The sequence below is a fragment of the Wujia sp. genome (genome assembly GCF_056872695.1).
Genome location: NZ_DBMFCD010000008.1, coordinates 21577 through 46381, shown reverse-complemented (window position 1 = coordinate 46381; position 24805 = coordinate 21577). Strand labels below are relative to the sequence as shown.

Genomic DNA, 24805 nt, shown 5'->3' with positions numbered 1-24805 from the left:
GGAGTCACCATGGCAAAAAAAGAAAAAGCAAATGGCATGGCCATTTTAAATGAACAAATCAATAAGAAAGAATTCAGCCGTGTGTATCTGCTTGGAGGTACGGAACCATATCTGATCTATCAATACCGGGATAAGCTGATTGCAGCGATGATCGATCCGGGAGATACGATGAATTTTATCACCTATAAAGGGGAAAATTCAAAGCCGGAGGATATTATCGAGTTTGCAGATACAATGCCGTTTTTCACTGAGCGGAGAGTCGTGCTGGTGGAGAACAGTAATTTTTTTAAGAATGGCTGTGAGAAGCTGGAGAAGGCCTTGGAAGAGCTGCCGGATACAACGGTGCTGGTTTTCGTTGAGAAGAATATTGATAACCGCAAGAAGCTTGCAAAGCAGGTGGCGCAGCTAGGTACGGTAGCGATGTTTGATGCACCGGACAGTGAGATGTTAGCTGTCTGGCTGAATGGCATGTTTGCGGAAGATCAGATTGCAATCAGCGGCACGACATTGCGTTATCTGATCGACCGGGTTGGAAACAGCATGAATCTGCTCAAAAACGAAGTGGATAAGCTTCGTGCTTATGTAGTGGATAAGAAAAGCGTTTCCAAAGAGGATATTGATCTGCTTTGCGTGAATCAGGTGGAGGACAAGATATTTGATATGATTGATGCGATTTCTGAGAAGCAGCAGCAAAAAGCAATGGAATTATACGATGATCTCCTGTATTTGCAGGAGGCGCCGATGAAGATTCTTGTGCTGATCACACGGAATTTTATGCAGCTTCTGAAAATTCGCTTTGCATTTGATACCGGCACGCCGGAAGGACAGATTGCTTCGACATTCGGCATCCGCCCGTACTTTGTAAAAAAATATATTGCACAGGCAAAATCCTTCACGAAAGAGCAGCTGATTTCCTGTGTGCGGTTATGTCAGGAAGCTGATACGAATATCAAGACAGGCAGGATGCGGGACAAACTCGCAACCGAGATGGTGATATTAGAGCTTCTGCTACATGGCGGAGAAAAGCAGGAAGTATAACAGATAATACAAAAGCTCCACGCTTACAGGTTAAGCGTGGAGCTTTTGTATTATCATAGATATTTACTTTGAACACATATACAGCAGGTTTTCCCATCTGCGGTCAACCTCTTCCTGATACTGTACAAGCAGGTTCTCGTTTTCCGGCTTGAACAGATGCTTGAATCTGCCCTGTGGACGAAGGAAGTCTTCGATTGGAAGCTTCTTCTTTGGCTCATAGTTCAAGATCCACTTGCCTTCCACAACCTCGAACAGTGGCCAGTAGCATGTCTCAACTGCGAGCTTGCAGATCTTCATGATATCCGGTGTATCATATCGCCAGCCACGCGGACATGGTGACATGATATTTAAGAATGCGGCACCTGGTGTGTAGATCGCCTTCTCGGACTTCTCGTACAGATCCTTCATGGTTCCGATGAAGGTAGATTGTGCAACATATGGAATATCATGGTTTGCGATGATAGATGCGAGATCCTTCCGGTTCTGCATCTTACCGTTGGAGCATTTACCAACCGGTGTTGTCGTTGTATCTGCGAACATCGGTGTCGCAGAAGAACGCTGGATACCGGTGTTCATGTAAGCGCCGTTATCATAGCAGACATATACCATATCGTGGTTACGCTCCATCGCACCGGACAGAGACTGGAGACCGATATCGTAAGTTCCGCCGTCACCACCGAACGTGATGAACTTATAATTGGCGGAGATCTTTCCCTTTTTCTTTAATGCATGGTAAGCGGTTTCAATACCGGAAAGGGTAGCACCTGCATTTTCAAATGCATTGTGCATGTAGCTGTCCTCCCATGCGGTATATGGATACATGAAGCTGGATACCTCCAGACAGCCGGTTGCGTTTCCGATGACTGCCTTGTCACCCTCATGAAGGGCACGCAGAACTGTACGAACAGCGATTGTTCCGCCACAGCCTGCACACATTCTATGTCCCGGAGCGAGACGTTCCGGTTTGCTCATTACTTCTTTGAAATTAAATGCCATCTCGATTTCCTCCGTTACTTTCTAAGTCCGATATATTTGAACTGTTCTACTTCCTGCTTGCCGGATACATAATCCATCAGATCCTGATAGATACCGCAGGCTGTTTCTACTGTGTAATCTCTTCCGGCAAGACCGTAGAAATAGTTGACGGTTGTAGATTCGTTCTTTGCATCATATAAAGCAGCCTTCAGTTCAGAACCAAGCGGACCACCGCATCCGGAGAAGCTTTCTGCACGATCCATGATCGCGATGCCCTTTGCATTTTTGAGTGCGGCAGCTAACTCGGTACCCGGGAACGGACGGAATACACGAACCTTGATCATGCCTGCTTTAATTCCCTGCTCGCGAAGCTCATCAACAGCTTCCTTTGTTGTTCCGGCAGCAGATCCCATGATGACGATCACATACTCGGCGTCATCCATGCGATACTCCTCGAAAAGTCCGTATTTTCTTCCGGAGATCTTCTCGAATTCCTCTGCGACCTCTAAGATAACCTTCTTTGCGTTCTTCATGGCGATACGCTGGTTCATCTTTGTCTCCATGTAGAATGGAGAGTTTGCATAGGGACCAACAGCCATTGGCATATCTGCATTTAACAGGAAGTTTTCCGGTTCATAGCTTCCTACAAATTCTTTTACTTTCTCTGTCTCAATCAGTGAGATATTCTCAACTGCGTGGCTGGTGATGAAACCATCCTGGCAAGCCATAAATGGAAGTTTGACATCCGGATGCTCGGCAATGCGGAATGCCTGGATATAATTGTCGTAAGCTTCCTGGTTGTTCTCGGCGTAAATCTGGATCCAGCCGGCATCTCTGGCACCCATACTGTCAGAGTGGTCGCAGTTGATATTGATCGGTCCGGTTAATGCACGGTTTACAACTGCCATAACGATAGGAAGACGATCGGAAGCTGCAACATAAAGCACTTCCCACATGTAAGCGAGACCACAGGAAGAAGTCGCTGTGATTGCTCTTGCACCGGCGGCGCAGGCACCCATGGTAGCACTCATGGAGCTATGCTCGGATTCCACCGGGATAAACTCAGTGTCGATATCGCCGTTTGCAATGAAGGTCGATACCATCTGTGGAATCTCTGTCGATGGTGTAATTGGGAATGCAGCCATTACGTCAGGATTGATTTGCTTGATAGCATGTGCAACAGCCTCATTACCTGACATTCTTTCACGAATTGCCATATTAGATTCCCTCCTTCATTGTGATTGCACCAAAGCTGCAGACACGCTCACAGATACCGCAGCCCTTGCAGTGGTCTAAGTCGAAGTCTTCTCTTTTGCCATCCTTGACCGGAATACAGCTGTCCGGACAGACCGGTGTGCAGAGCAGACATTGTGTACATTTTCCCCAGTCAATAACAGGAGTCTTTGTTCTCCATTCGCCTGTACAGAATTTGCGGGAACCGCCGCCACCATAGATCTGGTTGCCCGGCGTCATATCATAGTAAGGACTATGTTCATTGATTTTAGAAATATCTGTTGCTTTTGACATTTATTTTACCTCCTCGAACGCCATTTTCAGTGCACGCATATTGCCGTCGATTACTTCCGGCTTCTTTGCGAATTTGTGTTCATAAGATGCCTGCATCTGGGATAAGAATACATCTTTATCCATGATGTCTGCAACCTTCACGATAGCAGCAAGCATCGGGGAGTTAGGAAAATACTTTCCAAGTGTTTCCATCGATACCTTATGTGCGTCAATGGTATAAACGCTTCCCTTGTATCCATTTAATAAAGGAAGAATCTCTTCCTTTGGATGCGGGGTGTTGATTACGATAGCACCATCTTCCTTCAGACCGTTTGTGACATCTACGGAATGAAGCAGTGTCTCATCTACAACAACCACATAGTCTGGGTGGTAAATGTTGGAATGTACCCGGATTTCAGATTCGCCGATCCGGTTATAGGCTGTGATCGGCGCGCCCATTCGTTCCGGACCATACTCCGGAAATCCCTGGACGTGCATACCAGTGTTGAAAGCAACGTCCGCAAGCAAAAGTGCTGCGGTTTTGGCACCTTGACCTCCACGTCCGTGCCATCTGATCTCGATGTTCTTTTTCATATATTGCACTCCATTTCTCATAAATACAGTAAAAAACACGATAATTATACCATTCTGTTAAAAAATGTAAAGAGAGTCGGTGGTTTTTCTTGGCAAATAACAATCTTTCTTGAATAATTTGGTCGAAATTGATATAATCAATACGTTAAGCTTTTACACAACAAAAACAAAGGAGTTTTGTTATGCGAAGAAAAAAGAAAGATAAAAATAACATAGATAATCAGGAAGAAATCGAATTGATTCCAATTGATCCACAGACGGACAAAGACACGGATGGGGAAATGGAGACTCATGTGTCAGAAGACACAGAGAAGAAAATGGAGACAACTGTATCTGAGAATGCGGAACTGAAAAAAGATAAAATAGACGTGGATGGACTTGTGGCGGAAGATGCCGTACCACAGGAAGAAAGCGAATCTTCTGCGCTATTTGGTGCATATGTCGCAGAGGAGAACAAATGGGAACGCAAAAACCGGATTAAAGACGAAAAGATCAAGGCAAAGCAGGAAAAGAAACGGGCAAAGTATGCCGATGTAGATGATGATACATATGAGCAGATGAAAGCAGGCGGTGCACATAAATTTTTTGGCGTGCTGTCTTTGCTGATGCTGATTGTGGGAATCGCTGCGGTTGCATTATTTGTCTATCGGCTGGTCATTGCTCCTTCCTATGCGCAGGTGGGAGAAAAGGAAAAGAATCTGCATGTAGAGGGATTTGCCACGGAGACAGATACATCCAAATACGAACAGCAGGTATCTGCATTGCAGGGAGTAGCGACTCCATCGGATCTGATTGACACATGGGTGGAGCAACCGTTTGAGCAGGCAACACCAAGTGATGTATCCTCTCAGGATATGGATGGTGCGGAAACTCTGCCGGCAGACGATGCGGAAGCAAAACCGGTTGTGGTGGATTAGGAGGTGCAAGGATGAAAAAGACATGGAACAGACTCATTATAGTGTCGTTTATAGTGCTTGCAATCGTTGCCTGTGCGGCAATTGTATTCCTGTACCCGTACTACAATGAATATAAGGTTTTTGATGGAATTGAAGTTGGTCAGTGGAGTGAGGTACAAAAAAACTATGAAGCGTTAGACAATGAAAAACAAAAACAGGTACAAGAGATGCTTCCGGATTATGCGAAGCACATCTGCCTGGAATACCAGACTGGTGAGAAAGACTATATATATACAGTAGCGGCGTATGACGCTATTAATAGTATTGACGAGACGAAGAATATTTGTACAAAATATAATGTGCTTGTAAATCGGACTGAATACCGCAATGCGATTGAGCAGATCTATAATGCGAACCAGAATTATAACGGTCAGGGCGTTGTGCAGGCAAATGAGACAATCAATAAGATTAATCTTCGCCTGGATGCAGACACGAAAAAAGAAGTTGTCATAGAAGTTTTAAATGAGAAATATCAGCAATATGTGAGTGGTGAGATCACGGCAGATGTGATGAACAGTTATATTTCAATCATCAATGGTCTGGCAGTTACAGATATTTCGGAATATACGGCGGTCATTTCAAATAATGTCAGGGTGATCGAGTCCTATCGTGCATTGTATGATTCGGCACAGTCGGCATATGACCAGGGGGATTACCTGACAGCATTGAATATATGCGAAACGGTGCAGCTGGAACCCCTCGATTCACAGTATATTGATAAATTTTATTCCTTATATAAGCTTGCATATACAACAGGCATGAATTATTATGATGGTCTTCTTGACACATATATTGAGATTGGCGATAATCAGAATGCACTGAATCTGTTAGATAAGCTGGAAAAATATTACTCTGACGATATGAATCTTCAAAAGTATAAGCTTCAGATGGCAAAGGATTGGCAGAAGGCGTATGTGAAGCTGGCAGAAAATGCGGATTCAGAAATCCAGAAAGTACTTGGCGAAACCGAAGATGGTATCAATATATTGGATTCCACCTATAAGAACATCAAACCGGACAGTATGCTGTTGTACGACGTGGATGAGGATGGTACACCGGAAGTATTTTTCTACAACAGTTTGGAACGCAATGAGACCTATGTGAGCTGTTTTATTTTCACATATCGGGATGGCGCAGTTTCTTATCTTGGATATGCAAAGGTGAGAAGCTTCTGCAGTGACAGCAGCTTTGTTGCATTTCCTTGGCTGTCGACAAGAACGTCCGGCGATGAATATTGTCTGAAACGGTATTCAGATGGTGTGATTACCGATGGACCATATGTGCAGAATGTGGATGGTACTTATTATGTGAATGAACAGGTTGTCGATGAGACAGAGTACCTTTCCCAGCAGAGTGAAACCCTGGCAACAGCCTTAAATAAGGGTGTAAAAGATTTTGATGCAGTAACATTACAGGACAGTGAAAGCTATATCTTAGCTTACAAATAAATTAAACGAGAGTATGGAGGCGAATTATGGTAAAACTTTATGAAACAGGTGCATACTTGCTGAATGGTTCCGAGCTGGTTGCAGATGATGGACAGGCACAGGCAGTACTTGCATCAAAGGGAGTAAAGACATCGAAAGAGGATGCTTCGAAGAATACGATGGCATATGGAATTCTTGAAGCACATAATACTTCAGGAAATATGGAACAGCTGAAGATTAAATTCGATAAGATGACAAGCCATGATATCACATTTGTTGGTATTATCCAGACGGCGAGAGCATCAGGATTGACAGAGTTCCCAATTCCTTATGTACTTACAAACTGTCATAACTCTTTGTGCGCAGTAGGCGGAACAATCAACGAGGATGATCATGTATTTGGTCTTTCCTGTGCAAAAAAATATGGCGGAATCTATGTACCACCTCATCAGGCAGTTATCCATCAGTTCGCAAGAGAGATGCTTGCAGAATGTGGAGCCATGATTCTTGGTTCTGACAGTCATACACGTTATGGCGCCCTCGGTACAATGGCAATTGGTGAAGGTGGCGGCGAGCTCGCCAAGCAGCTGTTGAAGCGTACATACGATGTTGCAAAGCCGGGCGTGGTAGCAATCTATCTGGATGGCGAAGTACAAAAGGGCGTTGGCCCACAGGATGTTGCCCTTGCAATTATCGGTGCGACTTTCGGTTGTGGTTATGTAAAGAACAAGGTCATGGAGTTCGTAGGACCTGGTGTGGACAAACTTTCTGCAGACTTCCGTATCGGTGTCGATGTTATGACAACCGAGACAACCTGTCTGTCCTCCATCTGGAAGACGGATGAGAAGATTGAAGAGTGGTATGAGACGCACTACAGACCGGAGTGCTATAAGGAATTAAATCCGGGTGCAGTTGCTTATTATGATGGTGTTGTTTACGTAGACTTGTCTAAGGTGAAACCTATGATCGCTATGCCATTCCATCCAAGCAATGTCTATACGATCGAGGATGTAAAGGCAAATCTGATGGACGTTTTAGATGATGTGGAAAAGCGTGCGCAGGTATCCTTAGATGGCAAGATCGACTTTACACTGAAGGATAAGGTTGTTGACGGAAAACTCTATGTAGAGCAGGGAATCATCGCAGGCTGTGCCGGCGGTGGATTCGAGAATATCTGTCAGGCAGCTGACCTGATCCGTGGAAAATATATTGGTGCTGATGAATTTACGCTTTCTGTATATCCGGCATCCACTCCGATTTATATGGAGCTTGCTAAGAATGGCGTACTTTCAGACCTGATTGAGACAGGTGCGATTGTCAAGACAGCATTCTGTGGACCGTGCTTTGGTGCTGGAGATACGCCGGCAAACAATGCATTCTCCATCCGTCACTCGACAAGAAACTTCCCGAACCGCGAGGGTTCAAAGATTCAGAATGGACAGATTGCTTCCGTTGCACTGATGGATGCACGTTCCATTGCGGCGACAGCAGCAAACAAGGGCTTCTTAACAGCTGCAACCGATCTGGATGTCGAGTACAAGGGACAGAAATATTTCTTTGACAAGAAGATTTACGATAACCGTGTTTATAACGGATGGGGACATCCGCAGCCGGAGCAGGAGATTAAGTTCGGACCAAACATCAAGGACTGGCCGGAGATGGTAGCGTTGACAGACAATCTGATGCTTAAGGTCGCATCGGTTATCCATGATCCGGTAACGACGACAGATGAACTGATTCCTTCCGGTGAGACATCTTCTTATCGTTCGAATCCGCTTGGACTTGCAGAGTTTACATTGTCCCGTAAGGATCCAGAGTATGTAGGCAGAGCGAAGGCAATCCAGAAGGTAGAACGTGTGCGTGAAGCTGGCGAATGTATGGGCGAGGCAGATCCGAATATGAAGACAGCCATGCACAAGGTAAAGGAAATGTTCCCGGATGCGTGTGGTTCGAACACTGGTGTCGGAAGTACGATCTTTGCAGTGAAGCCAGGCGACGGCTCTGCACGTGAGCAGGCAGCTTCCTGCCAGAAGGTACTTGGCGGTTGGGCAAATATCGCCAAGGAGTATGCGACAAAGCGTTATCGTTCCAACCTGATTAACTGGGGTATGCTTCCATTCGTGATGGATGAAGATTACGATTTTGACGTGGATGATTATGTATTCGTTCCGGGCGTTGCACAGGCAATCCGCAACAAGGATGAGATCATCAAGGCATATGTTGTAAACAAGGATATGAAAGAGTTGTCTTTGAAGCTTGGCGACCTGACAGATGATGAGAGAGATATTATTCTCGCTGGCTGCCTGATCAACTACTATAAGACACACTAATCAGATATATTCATTTAAACCTTTACACATGGTTTTCAATACTATATAATATACGCATTAGGAGCGTATATTATATGGATATTGAAAAGGACAGCCTGAAAAAACAAATACGGGAAATGACGCAACTTGGGTATATTGCACCGGAGGATCTTCCTTCGATTGAGCTTTATATGGATCAGGTGACGACATTCATGGATAAATATCTTTCACAGAACAAACGGTATGAGGAAGATAAGACACTGACCAAGACGATGATTAACAACTACACGAAGAACAATCTGCTCCCGCCGCCGGAGAAGAAGCGGTATACAAAGGAGCATCTGATTTTGCTGATTTATATCTATTACCTGAAAAATGTGATATCGATCAGTGATATTCAGATCATGTTGAAACCGTTGATCGATCATTATTTTGAGAACCCGGATGCACCGCACAACTTAGAAGAAATCTATGCAAGTCTTTATAAGTTAGAGCAGCATCAGCATTTCCGGGTGGAAAACAGTGTGGTAAAGACTTTTGAATTGTCGGAGCATGATTTCCCTGGTGTGGAAGATAAGTATATTAAGAATCTGAATTTTCTGTCATTGCTTGGATATGATATCTTCATCAAGAAGAAGATCATGGAGCGGATTATCGATGAGATGGCTGCGGAACAGGCGAAGGAGCAGGAACAGACAAATGAAAAAGATAAGAAAAAGAAGAAAAAAGACGAGACGTAATTCTACGTTTCGTCTTTTTCTGTTGCTGTTTCTTTTGGAACAAGTGTCAGTGTGACACGTTCGATACGATTCCGATGAACTTCCGTAACCTTGAAATGTGCTCCCTCACAGTTTGCTTCTTCTCCGGCGGTTGGAATTTTGTCCAACAGTTCAATGATGAATCCGGCAAGTGAATCGTAATCCTCTGACTGGAAATCTGTGTGAAGTTTATCGTTTAGATCATCCAGTTTGATGGATGCATCGATGTCGTAGGTGTGATTGCCAAGATCGCGGATCAGGTCGTTTTCGCTGTCATCGTATTCATCCCGGATATCCCCTACGATTTCTTCAACCAGATCCTCCATTGTGATGATTCCGGATGCCTGTCCATATTCGTCCAGAACAATCGCCATACTGTCTGCGGAAGTCTTCATCTCGGCAAAAATCTGACTTGTTTTCTGGTATTCAGATACAAACAATGGCTTTCGCAGAATACTTCGCAAGTCAAAATAACGGATATCTAATAATTCCCGGTAGAAAAATAAATCCTTGATATTAAGGATGCCGATGATATTTTCTTTGGAATCCTCATAAATCGGGATTCTTGTGTATGTTTCACTTTTAAAGATGTCGACTAATTCGTCATAAGTAGAATTTACATCGGCTGCAATTACATCAGCTCTTGGAATCATGATATCCTTGGAAACGGCATCTCCAAAATCAACTACATTCGATATCATGAATTTTTCTTCGGGCTCAATGACGCCTTCTTCGTGAGAGACATTTACAATAGTACGAAGCTCTGCTTCGGTAATGCTTGCTTTCTTCGCGGATGGGTCGACACGGAACAGCTTGAAAATGGCTCCGGTCAATATATTTAACAGGAAGATAACAGGGGTGAGCAGCGTCATCAGCCACGAAATCGGGTAGACAACGACCATGGAAAGCTGCAATGCATATTGTGTTGCAAGGGTCTTCGGGGAGATCTCACCGAAGATCAGGACAAGCAATGTCAGAATTCCAGTCGATACACCAATGTATTTACTTCCGAACATGTTTGTACAAAAGGTTGTTGCAAGTGCGGAGGCGGAGATGTTGACAATGTTGTTTCCGACCAGGATCGCACTTAATAGTTTACTTGAATTTTCGGTTACTTTTAATACTTTCTTTGCTTTCTTATTTCCGTCATCTGCGAGAGAACGAAGCTTTAGATGGCTTACCGTTGTCAGTGCAGTCTCTGAGGAAGAGAAAAAAGCGGAAAGAGCCAGTAAAATCAGAATTATAATTAGTTGTAACGCGGGACTATTGTCCAAAAAAACCACTCCTTTTATGTATAAATTTCCTTATATTCTATATATTTGGATGAAGGGTGTCAAGTATAGATTTTGCTATAATATAAAATTATAACTGATTCAATTTAATTCCTATTAGACAAATAGGAATTAGGATGATAAGATAACCTTGCAATCAGGAAAACGGATTGCAAAACAAAAAATGACAACAAGGCACAAGCCGGAAAATAAAAGAAAGACGAGGTACAAGATTATGGGAAAGAAACATTATGAGGACAGAAATTTAAAGTTTGAAACATTACAGCTGCACGTAGGACAGGAGCAGCCGGATCCGGTAACGGACGCAAGAGCCGTTCCGATTTATCTGACATCTTCTTATGTGTTCCACAACAGTAAACATGCAGCGGACCGGTTTGGATTGAAGGATGCCGGTAACATCTACGGACGTCTGACAAACCCGACAGAGGACGTATTTGAGAAGCGTATCGCTGCACTCGAAGGTGGTGTTGCAGCACTTGCAGTTGGTTCCGGAGCAGCCGCTCTTACCTATGCATTCCAGGCACTGGCACATGCAGGTGACCATATCGTAGCAGCTAAGAATATCTATGGTGGTACTTACAACCTGCTTGCACATACACTTCCGGATTATGGTATCGAGGCAACTTTCGTAGATCCATTTGACTACGATGCAATTGAAGCAGCGATTAAGCCAAACACAAAGGCAGTTCAGATCGAGACACTCGGAAATCCGAATTCAGAGGTGGTAGATATTGAACGAATCGCAAAGATCGCACATGCACACAACATTCCGCTTGTTGTCGATAACACATTTGCAACTCCATACCTTGTAAGACCGGTCGAGTATGGGGCAGATATCGTCGTTCATTCCGCAACGAAGTTTATCGGTGGTCATGGAACAACACTCGGCGGTGTGATCATTGATAGCGGTAAATTTGACTGGCTGAAGGCCGGGGACAAGTTCCCATGGCTGGTAGAGCCAAACGTATCTTATCATGGAGTCAGCTTCGCAAAGGATACAGCACCGGCTGCATTTGCAACTTACATCCGTGCTATCCTGCTCCGTGATACAGGTGCAACGATCTCGCCGGTACATTCCTTCATCTTCCTGCAGGGACTTGAGACATTGTCTCTCCGTGTCGAGCGTCATGTAGAAAATGCACTCAAGGTTGTACAGTATCTGAAGAATCAGCCACAGGTAGAAAAGGTGAATCACCCATCTATCTCTGAGAATCCGGAGCAGCAGGCGCTTTACAAGAAGTACTTCCCGAATGGCGGCGGATCAATCTTTACATTTGAGATCAAGGGTGGCGCTGCAGAGGCGCAGAAGTTTATTGACAATCTCGAACTGTTCTCTCTGCTTGCAAACGTAGCGGATGTAAAGTCACTTGCCATCCACCCGGCATCAACCACGCATTCTGAGTGCAACGAGGCAGAACTTTTGGATCAGGGAATCAAACCAAACACAATCCGACTTTCTATCGGTACAGAAAATATTGACGATATCATTGAGGATCTGGATGAGGCATTTAAGGCACTTGCGGAATAAATGCAAAAATAGCATAAAAAAAGAGGCAGAAACAAGGACTGCCTCTTTTTTATTTATGGTAAGTGTGATAAAATAATATTGGTAATAACAAACAGGAAAGTGTAAAACGGTGAAAAGATGTTATCAGTAGTGTTACCTGCCTATAATGAAGAAAAAATGATAAAAAAAGCAGCAACAACGATAGGCGGGATTTTACAAAATGAAGAAATTGAGTACGAGATTGTATTTGTAGATGATGGTTCCAAGGATGGAACCTGGCAGGAAATAGTGAATGCCGAGAAAGAAGATGAACATGTAAATGGCGTTCATTTTTCCAGAAACTTTGGAAAAGAATCTGCGATGATGGCGGGACTTGAGAATGCAGGCGGTTCATGTGTGGTTGTGATGGATTGTGATTTGCAGCATCCGCCTGAAACAATCGTAGAGATGTATCGGTTGTGGCAGCAGGGATATGAAGTGGTGGAAGGTGTCAAGCGCACGCGTGGAAAGGAAAGCGTGTTTCACAAGATGAGCGCGGGACTGTTTTATAAGATGATCTCGAAGGCTGTAAAGATTGATATGTCTCATGCGTCTGATTTTAAACTGCTTGACCGACGTGCGGTAGAAGCATTGCTGGAGATGCCGGAACGGAATGCGTTTTTTAGAGCGCTTTCGTCGTGGATTGGATTCCGGACGACATCAGTGGAGTTTGATGTACGGGAACGTGAGGTTGGAGAATCAAAATGGTCAACAAAATCGTTGATTCGCTATGCAATCTCCAATATTGTTTCCTTTTCCTCTGCTCCAATGACAATGGTAGGAATTACCGGTATACTTGGGTTCCTGTTTGCGGTTATACTAGGTATACAGACACTTGTGAAATATTTTTCCGGGAATGCGGTTGAAGGATTTACGACGGTGATTCTTCTGATTTTGATTATGGGGAGTTTTATCCTGATGGGACTAGGAATCATCGGCTATTATATTGCGAAGATCTATGAGGAGGTAAAATGCCGCCCGCGCTATATCATTTCGAGGAAGATCGGAAAAAACATGACGTGGGAACGTCGCAGATAACCGGAAGGTAAAGGAGGCATATCATGCGTAAGAAGTCACACATATCACTGACAAAAGGTGTTGTACACGGACTGTCCGCAGAACAGCGGTTTGGACATCATTTTTCCCTGTATGTTGGAAGTATACTTCCGGATTGCACACCTTCTTTTTTGACAAAACGTCACTGTATCGATGATACGTTTGATGTGTGTGAAAAGAAGATGCTTGGATTCTTGAAGCATTATAAAACAAAGAAAAAGGGCGTTTCGATTTTATCGAGTATCCGGATGGGTGTGATCCTGCATTACATTGCGGATTATTTTACATATCCACATAATTCACATTATCCGGGAAGCTTGAAGGATCACTGTGTATATGAGGAGGATTTGAAACACCGAATCCGAAGCTTTGTCCGTCATCGGTATGAAAGCGGAGAGATGCAGTATGATGAAAGGATGCTGCCGACAATCTGCTCATTTCAGGAACTGCTTGATTATATTAAGGAAAAACACGAGCGTTATATGCATGACCGGGGTGATGTAAATCTGGATTGTGCATATTCGTATATTGTGAGTCTGGCAGTGATGCATTCGTTGTTGCAACTCGCGACTGGCACGGCATAAAGCATGACGTTTTTGAGCATACTATCCGAGAACTGGAATAAAGTCGGTTCAGAGAAGGAGGATATTGTATGCGAGCTGGAGCAGAAGTTTACAGAGAAGTAGCCGAGCGTTGCAGCGCTTATGACAAGAGCGAGCGCAAATCTTGTTTTTGCAATGTGGCAGACGACGAGAAGAGTTGCCTGAATTGCAGACATTTTGCAGAGGATGAGCATTGCAGACTGGATCTGTACGATCCGATCGTCAAAGATTTATAAGAATTTATATGAATCGAAGGGACTTTTTCGAAAGTCCCTTTTGTTATGCGCTTATACCTGCTGACCTGACTGGCGGAGATTGTGACAGAAGGATCGTGCCGGGGTATGGTATAAAGCTTGACATAAAAGGGGGCGGTTGATATACTCATTGTGGATTTATCTGGACAAAGCAGATAAAGCGGCTTTGTATGATGAGAAAAGAAAGGAAACAAAATATGATTAGTGCAAATAATGTAACCCTGCGGCTTGGAAAGCGGGCTTTGTTTGAGGATGTAAATATAAAGTTTACGGAAGGAAACTGTTACGGTCTGATCGGTGCGAACGGAGCCGGTAAATCTACGTTCTTGAAGATTCTTTCGGGAGAACTCGAACCGACGAATGGCGAAGTTATCATGAACGACGGCGAGCGTTTGTCGGTCCTTCAGCAGGATCACTTTAAATATGATGAATATATGGTATTAGATACCGTTATTATGGGGAATAAGCGCCTGTATGACATTATGAAGGAAAAGGACGCAATTTATGCGAAAGAGGACTTCTCAGACGAAGATGGTATCCGCGCATCAGAGCTCGAGGCAGAATTTGCAGAGATGGATGGCTGGAATGCGGAGAGCGATGCTGCAACACTTCTGAACGGACTTGGTGTAGATACAGATATCCATTATAAGATGATGAGCGAACTTGATGGCAACCTGAAGGTCAAGGTACTTCTCGCGCAGGCACTGTTCGGTAATCCGGATGTTTTGCTTCTGGATGAGCCGACAAACCACCTGGACCTCGATGCGATTGCATGGTTGGAGGAGTTCCTGATCAACTTCGAGAATACAGTTATTGTTGTATCGCATGACCGTTATTTCCTGAATAAGGTATGTACTCATATCGCAGATATTGATTATGCGAAGATCCAGCTTTATGCCGGCAATTATGATTTCTGGTATGAGAGCAGCCAGCTTATGATCAAGCAGATGAAGGAAGCGAATAAGAAGAAGGAAGAGAAAATCAAAGAGCTGCAGGAGTTTATCCAGCGCTTCTCGGCAAATGCTTCAAAGTCCAAGCAGGCAACTTCCAGAAAACGTGCATTGGAGAAGATTCAGCTTGATGAGATCCGCCCATCGAGCCGTAAATATCCATACATTGATTTCCGCCCGAAGAGAGAGATTGGAAATGAGGTGCTTACTGTATCGAACATTTCCAAGACGATTGATGGTGTGAAAGTGCTGGATAACATTTCCTTTACAGTCGGACATGATGATAAGATTGCGTTTGTTGGACCGAACACGATTGCAACGACAACGCTGTTCCGTATCCTTGCCGGAGAGGAAGAACCGGATGAGGGAAGCTATAAGTGGGGCGTTACAACGTCACAGGGATATTTCCCGAAAGATAATACGAAGGAGTTTGATAACGATCTTGTAATCGCAGACTGGCTGGCACAGTATTCGGATGATAAGGATGCAACGTATGTACGTGGATTCCTTGGCAGAATGCTGTTTGCGGGCGAAGATGGCGTGAAGAAGGTCAAGGTGCTTTCCGGTGGCGAGAAAGTACGCTGCCTGTTATCAAAGCTTATGATCATGGGCTCCAATGTGTTGATCCTCGATGAGCCAACAAACCATCTGGACATGGAAAGCATCACAGCATTAAATAACGGACTGATCAAGTTCCCTGGCGTCTGCCTCTTTGCATGTCAGGATCACCAGTTTGTACAGACAACTGCGAACCGCATCATGGAGCTTACGAACACAGGTCTGATTGACAAGCAGACAACCTACGACGAATACCTTGCGAACGATGAGCTTGCAAGAAAACGTCAGGTCATGAATATGGCAAGTGATGACCAGGATTGATCAAAATGGTAAAATATATGGCTTTGCGTCAGAGGTGAAGATCTGAAGATACGAAAAGAGTAAAGAGTAAAGAATAAAGAATAAAGCAACAAGAATGGACAGGCTTCCGGAGAGGCTTGTCCATTCTTGTTGCTTATGCAACATAAGTGATAGTCAGGAACCATACAATGCTTCATTTTATTGATAAGTTGTTTCCGTATCAATATCCAGATGCAGAATGAATTTTAACATCCGTTTTGCGTTGATGTAATTCCGTTCTGTGTTCCCTGGGAACCCCAGATATACTTTGTCATAACCGAGCTTTAACCCCTTTGCAAAATCTGTATCGCTGATGTCAATCGCGAAAGGCACATTTACCCCGTCGTTATCGTCTGCGGAGCAGATACGGGATTCTACCTCAGAATAGATTTCGGCTGGCAGATAGTTTCGCAAAGGATAGATGATTTCCTGCATAGCACAGTATTCCAGCCCTTTTTCGTCCATGATCATGACATCATAATAACCGTTGAAACACAGCATTGGCAGTTCTGTATAGATCGATGCACTGGAGTTTTGCGAGTATTCTTCCAGGTAAGTGTCCTTGTCCAAATGCACTGTCACATCACTCTCTAACTGGTAAGCACCATTCAGATTGTAAAAGTCCAGATATTCATCGACGAAGGACGTGTCCACTGCGGATGGCTCCGGCGCGTTGACGATGCAGTAGGACAGAGCAACTGGACGACTTTTCTTGTAAATTGTGACTGGAATTGCTATGCAGATCGCAAGCAGAATCAGACCGAGGATGATCTTTCCCTTATAATAAGAGAGAATGTATCCGAATTTCTGCCCTTTTGACATGCCATCCATGTGTTCTTTGAGCCGTGCGCGCTTGGCGCGCTGGCGGTCGCGGAAACTCAGACTGTGTAATTCGAGGTTGTCCTCAGTGTTGACAGTTGGTTTTGCATCTTTGGAGTCCTTTTCGCTTTCTGTTTCCTTTGTATCTTCTGGTACGGATTCATTTGACTGGGATTTTTTGATTTCTTTGGTGGTATCTGTGCTGGCTTTTTGCTCATTGTTTGTAGATTTTTCCTGATCGCTCATGTTTGTGTTCGCTCCCTGTATAAACGGGATTCCTCCTCAAATAAAACTTTCTACTATATTAACATAGAAGCAACTTGGGAGAAAGTGTAAAATTGTGAAATAAATATCACACATATGAAAACTATTTACATTTCAAATAATCTACATTATTATATATAGGTATGCAAAATGCGATAAAATATAGGAAAAGGGTATAGTAACGTGAAAAAAGAAGCAAATCAAAAAGAAAAAAAGAAGTTTAAAGAATTTCTTCATAAGTTTTTCAAAATATTTATTATTATATTCGGAGCGGCGATTGCAATCAATCTGATTGTGATCGGCGTGCTGCTTTTGATCCACAAAAACAAGTTGGCGGATGAACGAGGATATCTGAATCCGCAGGGGCAGATGGTGGATGTCGGTGGCCATTCTGTACATGTGATTGTAGATGGCGATGAAAATGCAGATAAAACACTGGTCTTTATCCATAGCAATGGTATCACGGATGACTCGGTTGCGTTAGAGCCGCTGTTTGGCAAGTTGCAGGAGTACCGCCTTGTGTATATTGACCGGAGCGGATTTGGTTACAGCGATGCGACGAAGACGGATAAAGACATTGAAAGCATTGTCACAGAGCTTCGGACAGCACTGGAAAAAGTGAATGTCAAAGGACCATATGTACTGGTGCCGAATGGCATTGCAGGGCTGGAGGCAACCTATTGGGCAGATAAATATCCGGATGAGGTTGAGTCAATCATTGGAATCAACATTTCGGTAGCGGACGATTTTGAGGGTGTAACTGAGGAACAGTATTGCGGATTCTTCAATTATCTGATGGTAAAATTCGCAATGATTGGCGGACAGCGCTATGTAAAGAGTGTCTATCCGGACAATTTTGGCGCTGTATATACGGAAAAACAAATGATTGTGCGTAAGGCGCTGATCTCGAAGAATTTTTATACCTCCGATATGTATGAGGAGGACCTGCAGGCAGTGCATAATGCTGCTGTAGTGAAGAAAATGGGATGGCCGGAGCAGACACCTATGCTTGTGATACTTGCCAATCCGCTGATGGCGCCGTATATCGAGGATGATACATCCGTGCGGGAAGAGTATGAGGGTGCACTGAAGGAAGTGTATGGTACAGAAACCGATGCAAGTGCAGGTGACGCGGATGACATAGATTATGTCGGAGAGTACAACGCAGACAAGAAAGCGTATTACAGTCAGTATAAGAATGTACAGATTGAAGAGATGTCTGGCCCATCGAGATTATACACCTATGATCCGGACAACGTAGCAAAATTAATCAAAGCATACCTGGATGATTAGGCGGATTTTGACATATTTAATCCAAATTATAGTAATAATGCACAAAATCGTGAAGAAAAAGTGAAAAAGTACTTGCATACTTGGTAAATATGTCCTATAATTACCTTAGTCATGACGGAGTATGTTATGATATTTCACAATTAACTAAGGAACCGACAGTCTTAGACTGGAATAATAACAGGTTCAAACAAGTCTTATTTGACCGATATGTCGTAGGCTTCGTTTAAATTGCACATAGATAATACGAATTTTAGAAGGATTTATCTGTGGAATGTTTGAAAGGAGATATGATATGGAGGTTAAAATGACAAAAACACATTAAAGGAGGGTTTTTTTGTGAAGAAATTTAAAAAAGCAATGGCATTGTCATTGGCACTTGCAATGGGACTTTCTCTTGTGGCTTGTGGCGACAAGAAAGAGGAAACAACAACAGAGGCTACAACAGAGGCTACAACAACAGAGGCAGCCGCAACAGATGACGCTACAGCAGATGACGCATCAGCATCAAACGCAGAGGTGGCTCTTCCAATGCCTGCAGAAGACAGCGATCCAATCTATGTTTACTCATGGAACACAGAGCTTGGTGACAGACTTCAGTATGTAAAGGATAAGTATCCTCAGTATGCTGACCTCATTCAGTATGAGAACCTTGGTCTTGGCGGAACATCTGATGAGTACAAGAGCTCAATCGAGAATGCTATCGCTAACGGCGGTGACAAGGTACCTTCAATCATCGCTTGTGATGATGATGTTGCTCTGTACTTCTTAAGCTCTGATTCAATCGTTCCTGTTGAGGATCTTGGAATCACAGCTGATATGTACAGCAACGCTTACCAGTATACAATTGACTATGCTACAATCGATGGCAAGCTTAAGGGTATGTGCTGGCAGGCAACACCTGGATGTTTCATCTACAGAACAGATATCGCTGATGAAGTTCTCGGAACATCTGATCCAGCTGAAGTTCAGGAGTATGTAAAGGATTGGGATACATTCCTTAAGACAGCTGAGACAATGAAGCAGGCTGGTTACAAGATGCTTTCTGGCCCTTCAGACGCAAAGAAGCCAATTATCGACAACAGAACATCTGCATGGGTAGAGAATGACACAGTTAACATCGACCCAGTTATCACAGAGTATCTTGAGTTCGCTAAGAAGCTTTACGATGGCGAGTACACAAACAACAACGCTCAGTGGTCAGATGGTTGGAACACAGACTTCACAGGTGATGTATTCGGTTACTTTGGATGTACATGGTTCGTTTACTGGTCAATCAATGACGAGGAAGGTTCTGCTACATATGGAAAGAGAAATATGTGCCAGGGTCCTACAACATATCACTGGGGTGGTACATACCTTGGTGTAACAGATCAGTGTCCTAACAAGGAACTTGCAGCACTTGTTCTTTACACACTTTGCTGTGATTCAGATACAATGTACAAGCTCTCAGACGAGACTCTTGACTATGTTAACAACCAGGCAGTTGTAGATCAGTTGATCGCTGATGGTAAGGGATCATCACCAGTTCTTGGTGGCGCTAACCCACTTTCAGTTTGGAAAGAGAATGCTGCTAAGATCAACCTTCAGTACGCTACAGAGTACGATTCAACATTCAATGGTTACCTTGACAATGCTTCAGAGGCATACAACTCAGATGAGCTTGCAACTGTTGATGACGCTGTAGAGGCAATCAAGCAGTCTATCAGAGATGGTTACCAGAACCTTACAGTAGAGTAATTTACTGGAACCTATATTTGATATGAATTTATGGTTATGCACCGGGTACGCCCGGTGCATAATTTAAAAAAACATACCGCTGTTAGACATTTTACAGATAATACTCCAATCAGTATTACCTGTAAAATGTCTAACGGGGGACGCGAAAAATATGTTTAAAAATTATGAAAAGGTTGGGGAAGTGAAATCATGAAGAAAAAGACAGTTGAATATGGAAAGTATGGATACTTTTTCATACTTCCATTCTTCTTAGTATTTTTTGTATTCCAGCTGTATCCGTTGATTTATACTTTTTACCTCAGTTTTGTAGAATATTACCAGATTAAACTCGGAAAGTTCCAGGGACCGAATTTTAACGGACTTAAGAACTACGTGATGGTACTTGCAACTACAAAGGGTTCCGGAAAGAACCTTGAGGTTGTATCATGGTTTGATACTATGACAGTTAAGACCATTGGCAACACATTGAAGATTTGGGTTTTGAACTTCATTCCACAGATCCTCTTAGCATTGCTTTTGGCTTCTTGGTTTACAGATACAGTCGTAAAATTAAAGGGACAGGGCGCGTTCAAGATCATGATGTTCATGCCGAACATCATTACAGCATCTTCCATCGCCGTATTGTTCTACAGTTTGTTTAATGCAAACGGACCTATCGCTATGATGCTTAGAAATGCACACATCATCGGACAGAAGTATGACTTCATGGAGAGCCCTGGTGGTACAATCGGACTGATTGCATTCATGCAGTTCTGGATGTGGTATGGTAACTCTATGATCGTCCTGATTGCAGGTATCTTAGGTATCAGCCCATCACTCTACGAAGCTGCCATGGTAGATGGTGCAAACAGCAAGCAGCAGTTCTTCAAGATTACATTGCCACTGTTGAAGCCGATTATCCAGTACAATCTGGTAACATCCGCTATCGGTGGTCTGCAGATGTATGATATTCCATCTCTGTTCAACGTTGACCAGTCCTTCAATGGTAAGCCAAACTATGCATCAGAGACAATTACAATGTGGATCAAGTCACTTGGATTCACATCTAAGGATTATGGTAAAGCAGCCGCTTCATCTATTGTCCTGTTCCTTGTAACAATGGTAATCAGTATCGTCTTCTTCGCTGTAACAAAAGACAGACAGCCGAAGCAGAAGCATGCTGTAATTCGATAAGGGGGTGTACGAATAATGGCTAAAAACGCAGAAGTTGAAGCAAGCTACTCAGGACGTATTCGTGCAACGAAGATATTTAGAACAATCATTTGTGTGTTGCTCTGTATCATCAGTGTGTTCCCGTTCTATTTGATGATCGTGAACTCAACATTGGATTCTAACACAATCAAGACTGGTGTACATTTGCTTCCAGGTTCTTTCGCACAGTTTGGTAAGAACTTCTCAGGATTGATGGCAAAGGCAGAAGGCGTAGGTACTTCACTTTGGGGCGCTATGCTTCACAGTGCTATTATCTCTGTACCGGCTACAATCCTTACAGTATATTGTTCTACACTGACCGCTTATGGTCTTACAGTATATAACTTTAAGCTGAAGAATGCGGCTCATACATTTATTATGGCTATCATGATGATTCCTGCACAGGTTTCTATCATCGGTTTCATGCAGTTCATGATGAAGATTCATCTGTATGATTCTTACTGGCCATTGATTCTTCCTGCTGCAGCATCACCTGCTACATATTACTTCATGAAGCAGTACATGGCAACAGGTCTTTCGCTTGAGATTATTGAGGCAGCCAGAATTGATGGTTCTGGAGAGTTCTCTACATTCAATAAGATTGCATTACCTTTGATGAAGCCAGCTATGGCTACACAGGCGATCTTCGCTTTCATCACATCATGGAATAACTTGTATACACCTTCTATGATGCTGACAGATACAGCAAAGAAGACATTGCCTATGTTCATCATGGCTCTTCGTTCAGAGCAGTTCAGACAGGATTATGGTGTTATCTACCTTGGTCTGTTCTTGACAGTATTGCCTATCTTCATTGTATACTTCACATTATCAAAGTACATCATTGCCGGTGTAGCTCTTGGCGGTGTAAAGGAGTAATTTCAAGGATTTTAAAAGGATCGCGCAAGCGGTCCTTTTTTTATGTCTGATAAATGATTGCTTTCTGTGTATTTACTGTGAAAAGAGTTGACGATAGACAAAAAGAAAAGTAAAATAGAACATGCATATAAAGAAAGGGTTGGAGGACCAAAATGATTAAAGGTAAGAAGTATTTAAAGAAACAGGTGGCTGCTTCTGTGCTTGCATTGAGCATGGCTGCAGCATCGTTGACTGGTTGTAGTAACGGACTGAGCAGTTCGAAGAAGGAATCGTCCAATGTTGGTACGATGACACAGGAAGAGGCATCTACAACAAAGGTCATGGTAATTGGTGATTATGATATATATATGGATGAACTTCTGGTGTATGCGATTCAGGCACTTGTAACCAATAACGCAACGGTTGCAACGGTTGAAACAAATCAGGATACTTATAAGGAACAAACGCTGTCGTTGATTCGGACAACCAAAATTCTGTATGATGTAACACAGCACAATGATGTAACGCTGGATGATAGCGATATGGAGACAACGAATAACACGATTAACAATTTTTTGAAATCCATGCCAGATGGATTGCTTGAGAAGTATGGTATTTCCGAGGATGTTGTTCGTAAAGTTTTTATTGAACAGACGTATGTATCAAAGTTTGAAAATGATATCAAGAATGATATGGGTAAGACAGCGCAGAGTGATATTGAAGAAAAGGTAAAGGACTATAATTTTACAATTTTTGATTATATTCTATTCCCGACAGTTGAGACAACATCGGAGGATGTTCCGGCAACGAATACAGATGGAAGCTATAAATATGTAGATGATGCATCCAAGCAAAAGGCAAAAGAAAATGCAGAGGCGTTATTGAAGGAACTGGAGGCAGGCGGAGATGCAGCGTCGCTTGCGGCAAAGTATGGAGTGTCGGATTATTATTTTGAGAGAACCGGATATGTTGGAAGTTTTACAGATAGTGTAAATAAAGCGATAGAAAATCTGGAAAATGACGATTGTTCTGGCGTATTGGAAGAACAGCTTGGATATGCGGTGATTCATATGAAGTCAGCACATGATGAGGATTTGATGAAAAATTATGCATATGCGGTTGCAAAAGATACTGTAGATACGCAGTTTGATAATTTGGAAAAGCAGTGGCTCAGCTCTATTGAAGTTGATACAGAGAAAGATATGGAAGGCACAGTATGGGCAGATTATGATTTATCAGGACTGGCACAGGCATTGCAAGATGGTGGTGTGTTGGCAGATACATCTTCGACAACCAATTAGCTGATACGTATATAGATATAGGTTATAAATACGAGACAGTTCGAGATAGAATTGTTTCGTATTTTTTTGTAAAAAAATAAAGGGAAAATGAGAAAAGTGTGGAATATATTATATAGGTGAGTTTTCTGCGTAGACGAAGGGAAAAGAAATTGACAATTCGAGAAGAATTAGAAAAAAGAGAACATCAAATTTACCGTACATGTGCCTGCTTTGCGGATCAAACAAAGGGACGGGTGCGGCAGGAAGAAAAATGTGATTTACGTACTGAGTTCCAGCGTGACAGGGACCGCATTTTACATTCTAAATCATTTCGAAGAATGAAACATAAGACGCAGGTCTTTTTGTCACCGGGTGGAGATCATTACCGAACCAGACTGACGCATACGCTGGAAGTTGCGCAGATTGGGCGAACGATAGCCAGATCCTTGTATCTGAATGAAGATCTGGTGGAAGCGATTGCTTTGGGACATGATCTTGGCCATACGCCGTTCGGACATGTTGGAGAACGGGCACTTTCCAAGTATACATCCAAACCGTTTTGTCATAATGAGCAAAGCATTCGTGTGGTGGAGAAACTGGAGAAAAATGGAGCGGGTCTGAATCTGACATGGGAAGTGCGTGATGGAATTTTGAATCATCGAAGTGCTTGTGAACCGGCGACGCTGGAGGGAAAAATTGTCCGTATGTCAGACAAGATTGCATATGTGAATCATGATATTGATGATGGTATCCGAGCAGGGATATTGACGGAGGAGATGCTGCCGGCTGAATGCACAAACCTTTTGGGACATAGTACACGTGACCGGATTAATACGTTGATTCATACGGTTGTAAAGGCAAGCGGTGATGTTGAGGATGTGGTTTTGCCGGAAGAGTACCAGCAGGCCTTTCAGGAATTGCGTAAGTTTATGTTTCGGGATCTGTACACCAATCCGATTGCGAAAAGCGAGGAAGTGAAAGCGGAACGCCTGATTGGAATGTTATATGAAGAATTTATGGAACATGAAGAGCGGCTTCCGGATGAATATCAGAAATTTATCGAACAGGGAGAACCGAAAGAGACGGTGATCTGTGATTACATAGCAGGAATGACAGATAATTATGCGATTGATATGGCGAAAAGGATATTTATTCCGAAATCGTGGAGTAAGGAATAAATATCTGGGCGATAGAATAGAGGAA

At 43.2% G+C, this 24805-nt stretch carries 22 protein-coding genes; 16 read left to right on the top strand and 6 right to left on the bottom strand.

From position 1 onward, the window contains the following. Positions 1-9: 9 nt before the first annotated feature. Positions 10-1038, top strand: a complete 1029-nt coding sequence (gene holA / locus ACZQK9_RS08765) for a DNA polymerase III subunit delta (RefSeq protein ID WP_178017023.1) — start codon at positions 10-12, stop codon at positions 1036-1038. Positions 1039-1101: 63 nt separating this feature from the next. Here holA and ACZQK9_RS08760 read toward each other — a convergent pair whose 3' ends face one another. The 4 genes from ACZQK9_RS08760 to ACZQK9_RS08745 are packed head-to-tail and all read right to left on the bottom strand — an operon-like array spanning position 1102 to position 4113. Beyond that, positions 1102-2034 carry a thiamine pyrophosphate-dependent enzyme gene (locus ACZQK9_RS08760; RefSeq protein ID WP_021985674.1) on the bottom strand — a complete coding sequence of 311 codons (933 nt, stop codon included), beginning with the start codon at positions 2032-2034 and terminating at the stop codon, positions 1102-1104. A 14-nt stretch (positions 2035-2048) separates the two neighbouring features. Then, positions 2049-3230: a pyruvate ferredoxin oxidoreductase gene (porA, locus tag ACZQK9_RS08755; protein WP_178017022.1), complete on the bottom strand. Its 1182-nt coding sequence runs from the start codon at positions 3228-3230 to the stop codon at positions 2049-2051. A gap of 1 nt (position 3231) precedes the next feature. Next, positions 3232-3540: a 4Fe-4S binding protein gene (locus tag ACZQK9_RS08750; protein ID WP_178017021.1), complete on the bottom strand. Its 309-nt coding sequence runs from the start codon at positions 3538-3540 to the stop codon at positions 3232-3234. Further along, positions 3541-4113, bottom strand: a complete 573-nt coding sequence (locus tag ACZQK9_RS08745) for a 2-oxoacid:acceptor oxidoreductase subunit gamma family protein (protein ID WP_178017020.1) — start codon at positions 4111-4113, stop codon at positions 3541-3543. A 182-nt stretch (positions 4114-4295) separates the two neighbouring features. Here ACZQK9_RS08745 and ACZQK9_RS08740 point away from each other — a divergent pair, with 182 nt between their 5' ends. The 4 genes from ACZQK9_RS08740 (at position 4296) to ACZQK9_RS08725 (ending at position 9545) form a co-directional block, all read left to right on the top strand. Then, positions 4296-5030, top strand: a complete 735-nt coding sequence (locus ACZQK9_RS08740) for a hypothetical protein (RefSeq protein ID WP_483270340.1) — start codon at positions 4296-4298, stop codon at positions 5028-5030. Positions 5031-5041: 11 nt separating this feature from the next. Beyond that, positions 5042-6517 carry a hypothetical protein gene (locus ACZQK9_RS08735; RefSeq protein ID WP_483270339.1) on the top strand — a complete coding sequence of 492 codons (1476 nt, stop codon included), beginning with the start codon at positions 5042-5044 and terminating at the stop codon, positions 6515-6517. Positions 6518-6543: 26 nt separating this feature from the next. Then, positions 6544-8826, top strand: coding sequence for a hydratase (locus ACZQK9_RS08730; RefSeq protein WP_178017017.1), 2283 nt, complete (start codon positions 6544-6546; stop codon positions 8824-8826). 74 nt (positions 8827-8900) lie between these two features. Beyond that, the gene (locus tag ACZQK9_RS08725) at positions 8901-9545 is read left to right on the top strand and encodes a DUF1836 domain-containing protein (RefSeq protein WP_178017016.1); all 645 of its coding nucleotides are present in this window, start codon (positions 8901-8903) and stop codon (positions 9543-9545) included. Positions 9546-9547: 2 nt separating this feature from the next. On the opposite strand, the gene ACZQK9_RS08720 is transcribed toward ACZQK9_RS08725, so the two are convergent. Next, complete coding sequence (locus ACZQK9_RS08720) at positions 9548-10846, bottom strand: HlyC/CorC family transporter (RefSeq protein WP_483270338.1); 1299 nt, start codon at positions 10844-10846, stop codon at positions 9548-9550. A gap of 223 nt (positions 10847-11069) precedes the next feature. On the opposite strand from ACZQK9_RS08720, the gene ACZQK9_RS08715 reads away from it, so the two are divergent. The 5 genes from ACZQK9_RS08715 (at position 11070) to ACZQK9_RS08695 (ending at position 16142) form a co-directional block, all read left to right on the top strand. Next, positions 11070-12383, top strand: a complete 1314-nt coding sequence (locus tag ACZQK9_RS08715) for an O-acetylhomoserine aminocarboxypropyltransferase/cysteine synthase family protein (RefSeq protein WP_483270337.1) — start codon at positions 11070-11072, stop codon at positions 12381-12383. A gap of 117 nt (positions 12384-12500) precedes the next feature. Next, positions 12501-13439, top strand: a complete 939-nt coding sequence (locus ACZQK9_RS08710; RefSeq protein ID WP_483270336.1) for a glycosyltransferase family 2 protein — start codon at positions 12501-12503, stop codon at positions 13437-13439. A 23-nt stretch (positions 13440-13462) separates the two neighbouring features. After that, entirely contained in the window at positions 13463-14041 is a 579-nt protein-coding gene (locus tag ACZQK9_RS08705) for a zinc dependent phospholipase C family protein (RefSeq protein WP_483270335.1), read from the top strand. 68 nt (positions 14042-14109) lie between these two features. Next, entirely contained in the window at positions 14110-14295 is a 186-nt protein-coding gene (locus ACZQK9_RS08700) for a hypothetical protein (protein ID WP_178017011.1), read from the top strand. Between the two features lie 215 nt (positions 14296-14510). Continuing rightward, a complete protein-coding gene (locus tag ACZQK9_RS08695; protein WP_177982868.1) occupies positions 14511-16142 on the top strand; it encodes an ABC-F family ATP-binding cassette domain-containing protein in 1632 nt (543 codons plus the stop codon). Between the two features lie 177 nt (positions 16143-16319). On the opposite strand, the gene ACZQK9_RS08690 is transcribed toward ACZQK9_RS08695, so the two are convergent. After that, positions 16320-17225, bottom strand: coding sequence for a hypothetical protein (locus tag ACZQK9_RS08690; RefSeq protein WP_178017010.1), 906 nt, complete (start codon positions 17223-17225; stop codon positions 16320-16322). Between the two features lie 201 nt (positions 17226-17426). On the opposite strand from ACZQK9_RS08690, the gene ACZQK9_RS08685 reads away from it, so the two are divergent. From ACZQK9_RS08685 to ACZQK9_RS08660, 6 genes are all read left to right on the top strand, one after another. Beyond that, positions 17427-18536 (top strand): alpha/beta fold hydrolase, encoded by a 1110-nt coding sequence (locus tag ACZQK9_RS08685; protein ID WP_483270334.1) that lies wholly within the window; start codon positions 17427-17429, stop codon positions 18534-18536. A 336-nt stretch (positions 18537-18872) separates the two neighbouring features. Further along, positions 18873-20273: a hypothetical protein gene (locus ACZQK9_RS08680; protein WP_483270333.1), complete on the top strand. Its 1401-nt coding sequence runs from the start codon at positions 18873-18875 to the stop codon at positions 20271-20273. A gap of 189 nt (positions 20274-20462) precedes the next feature. Then, on the top strand, positions 20463-21446 hold the full coding sequence (locus ACZQK9_RS08675; protein WP_483270332.1) for a carbohydrate ABC transporter permease: 984 nt from the start codon (positions 20463-20465) through the stop codon (positions 21444-21446). A gap of 15 nt (positions 21447-21461) precedes the next feature. Continuing rightward, the gene (locus tag ACZQK9_RS08670) at positions 21462-22343 is read left to right on the top strand and encodes a carbohydrate ABC transporter permease (RefSeq protein ID WP_483270331.1); all 882 of its coding nucleotides are present in this window, start codon (positions 21462-21464) and stop codon (positions 22341-22343) included. 152 nt (positions 22344-22495) lie between these two features. Further along, positions 22496-23623: a peptidylprolyl isomerase gene (locus ACZQK9_RS08665; RefSeq protein ID WP_483270330.1), complete on the top strand. Its 1128-nt coding sequence runs from the start codon at positions 22496-22498 to the stop codon at positions 23621-23623. 149 nt (positions 23624-23772) lie between these two features. Further along, on the top strand, positions 23773-24780 hold the full coding sequence (locus ACZQK9_RS08660; RefSeq protein WP_483270329.1) for a deoxyguanosinetriphosphate triphosphohydrolase: 1008 nt from the start codon (positions 23773-23775) through the stop codon (positions 24778-24780). Positions 24781-24805: the final 25 nt, after the last annotated feature.

What these genes read in the sequence shown, in the direction of transcription:
- holA (WP_178017023.1), top strand. Translation starts at nt 10, where the DNA reads ATGGCAAAAAAAGAAAAAGCAAATGGCATGGCCATTTTAAATGAACAA.
- ACZQK9_RS08760 (WP_021985674.1), bottom strand. Translation starts at nt 2,034, where the DNA reads ATGGCATTTAATTTCAAAGAAGTAATGAGCAAACCGGAACGTCTCGCT.
- porA (WP_178017022.1), bottom strand. Translation starts at nt 3,230, where the DNA reads ATGGCAATTCGTGAAAGAATGTCAGGTAATGAGGCTGTTGCACATGCT.
- ACZQK9_RS08750 (WP_178017021.1), bottom strand. Translation starts at nt 3,540, where the DNA reads ATGTCAAAAGCAACAGATATTTCTAAAATCAATGAACATAGTCCTTAC.
- ACZQK9_RS08745 (WP_178017020.1), bottom strand. Translation starts at nt 4,113, where the DNA reads ATGAAAAAGAACATCGAGATCAGATGGCACGGACGTGGAGGTCAAGGT.
- ACZQK9_RS08740 (WP_483270340.1), top strand. Translation starts at nt 4,296, where the DNA reads ATGCGAAGAAAAAAGAAAGATAAAAATAACATAGATAATCAGGAAGAA.
- ACZQK9_RS08735 (WP_483270339.1), top strand. Translation starts at nt 5,042, where the DNA reads ATGAAAAAGACATGGAACAGACTCATTATAGTGTCGTTTATAGTGCTT.
- ACZQK9_RS08730 (WP_178017017.1), top strand. Translation starts at nt 6,544, where the DNA reads ATGGTAAAACTTTATGAAACAGGTGCATACTTGCTGAATGGTTCCGAG.
- ACZQK9_RS08725 (WP_178017016.1), top strand. Translation starts at nt 8,901, where the DNA reads ATGGATATTGAAAAGGACAGCCTGAAAAAACAAATACGGGAAATGACG.
- ACZQK9_RS08715 (WP_483270337.1), top strand. Translation starts at nt 11,070, where the DNA reads ATGGGAAAGAAACATTATGAGGACAGAAATTTAAAGTTTGAAACATTA.
- ACZQK9_RS08710 (WP_483270336.1), top strand. Translation starts at nt 12,501, where the DNA reads ATGTTATCAGTAGTGTTACCTGCCTATAATGAAGAAAAAATGATAAAA.
- ACZQK9_RS08705 (WP_483270335.1), top strand. Translation starts at nt 13,463, where the DNA reads ATGCGTAAGAAGTCACACATATCACTGACAAAAGGTGTTGTACACGGA.
- ACZQK9_RS08700 (WP_178017011.1), top strand. Translation starts at nt 14,110, where the DNA reads ATGCGAGCTGGAGCAGAAGTTTACAGAGAAGTAGCCGAGCGTTGCAGC.
- ACZQK9_RS08695 (WP_177982868.1), top strand. Translation starts at nt 14,511, where the DNA reads ATGATTAGTGCAAATAATGTAACCCTGCGGCTTGGAAAGCGGGCTTTG.
- ACZQK9_RS08690 (WP_178017010.1), bottom strand. Translation starts at nt 17,225, where the DNA reads ATGAGCGATCAGGAAAAATCTACAAACAATGAGCAAAAAGCCAGCACA.
- ACZQK9_RS08675 (WP_483270332.1), top strand. Translation starts at nt 20,463, where the DNA reads ATGAAGAAAAAGACAGTTGAATATGGAAAGTATGGATACTTTTTCATA.
- ACZQK9_RS08670 (WP_483270331.1), top strand. Translation starts at nt 21,462, where the DNA reads ATGGCTAAAAACGCAGAAGTTGAAGCAAGCTACTCAGGACGTATTCGT.
- ACZQK9_RS08665 (WP_483270330.1), top strand. Translation starts at nt 22,496, where the DNA reads ATGATTAAAGGTAAGAAGTATTTAAAGAAACAGGTGGCTGCTTCTGTG.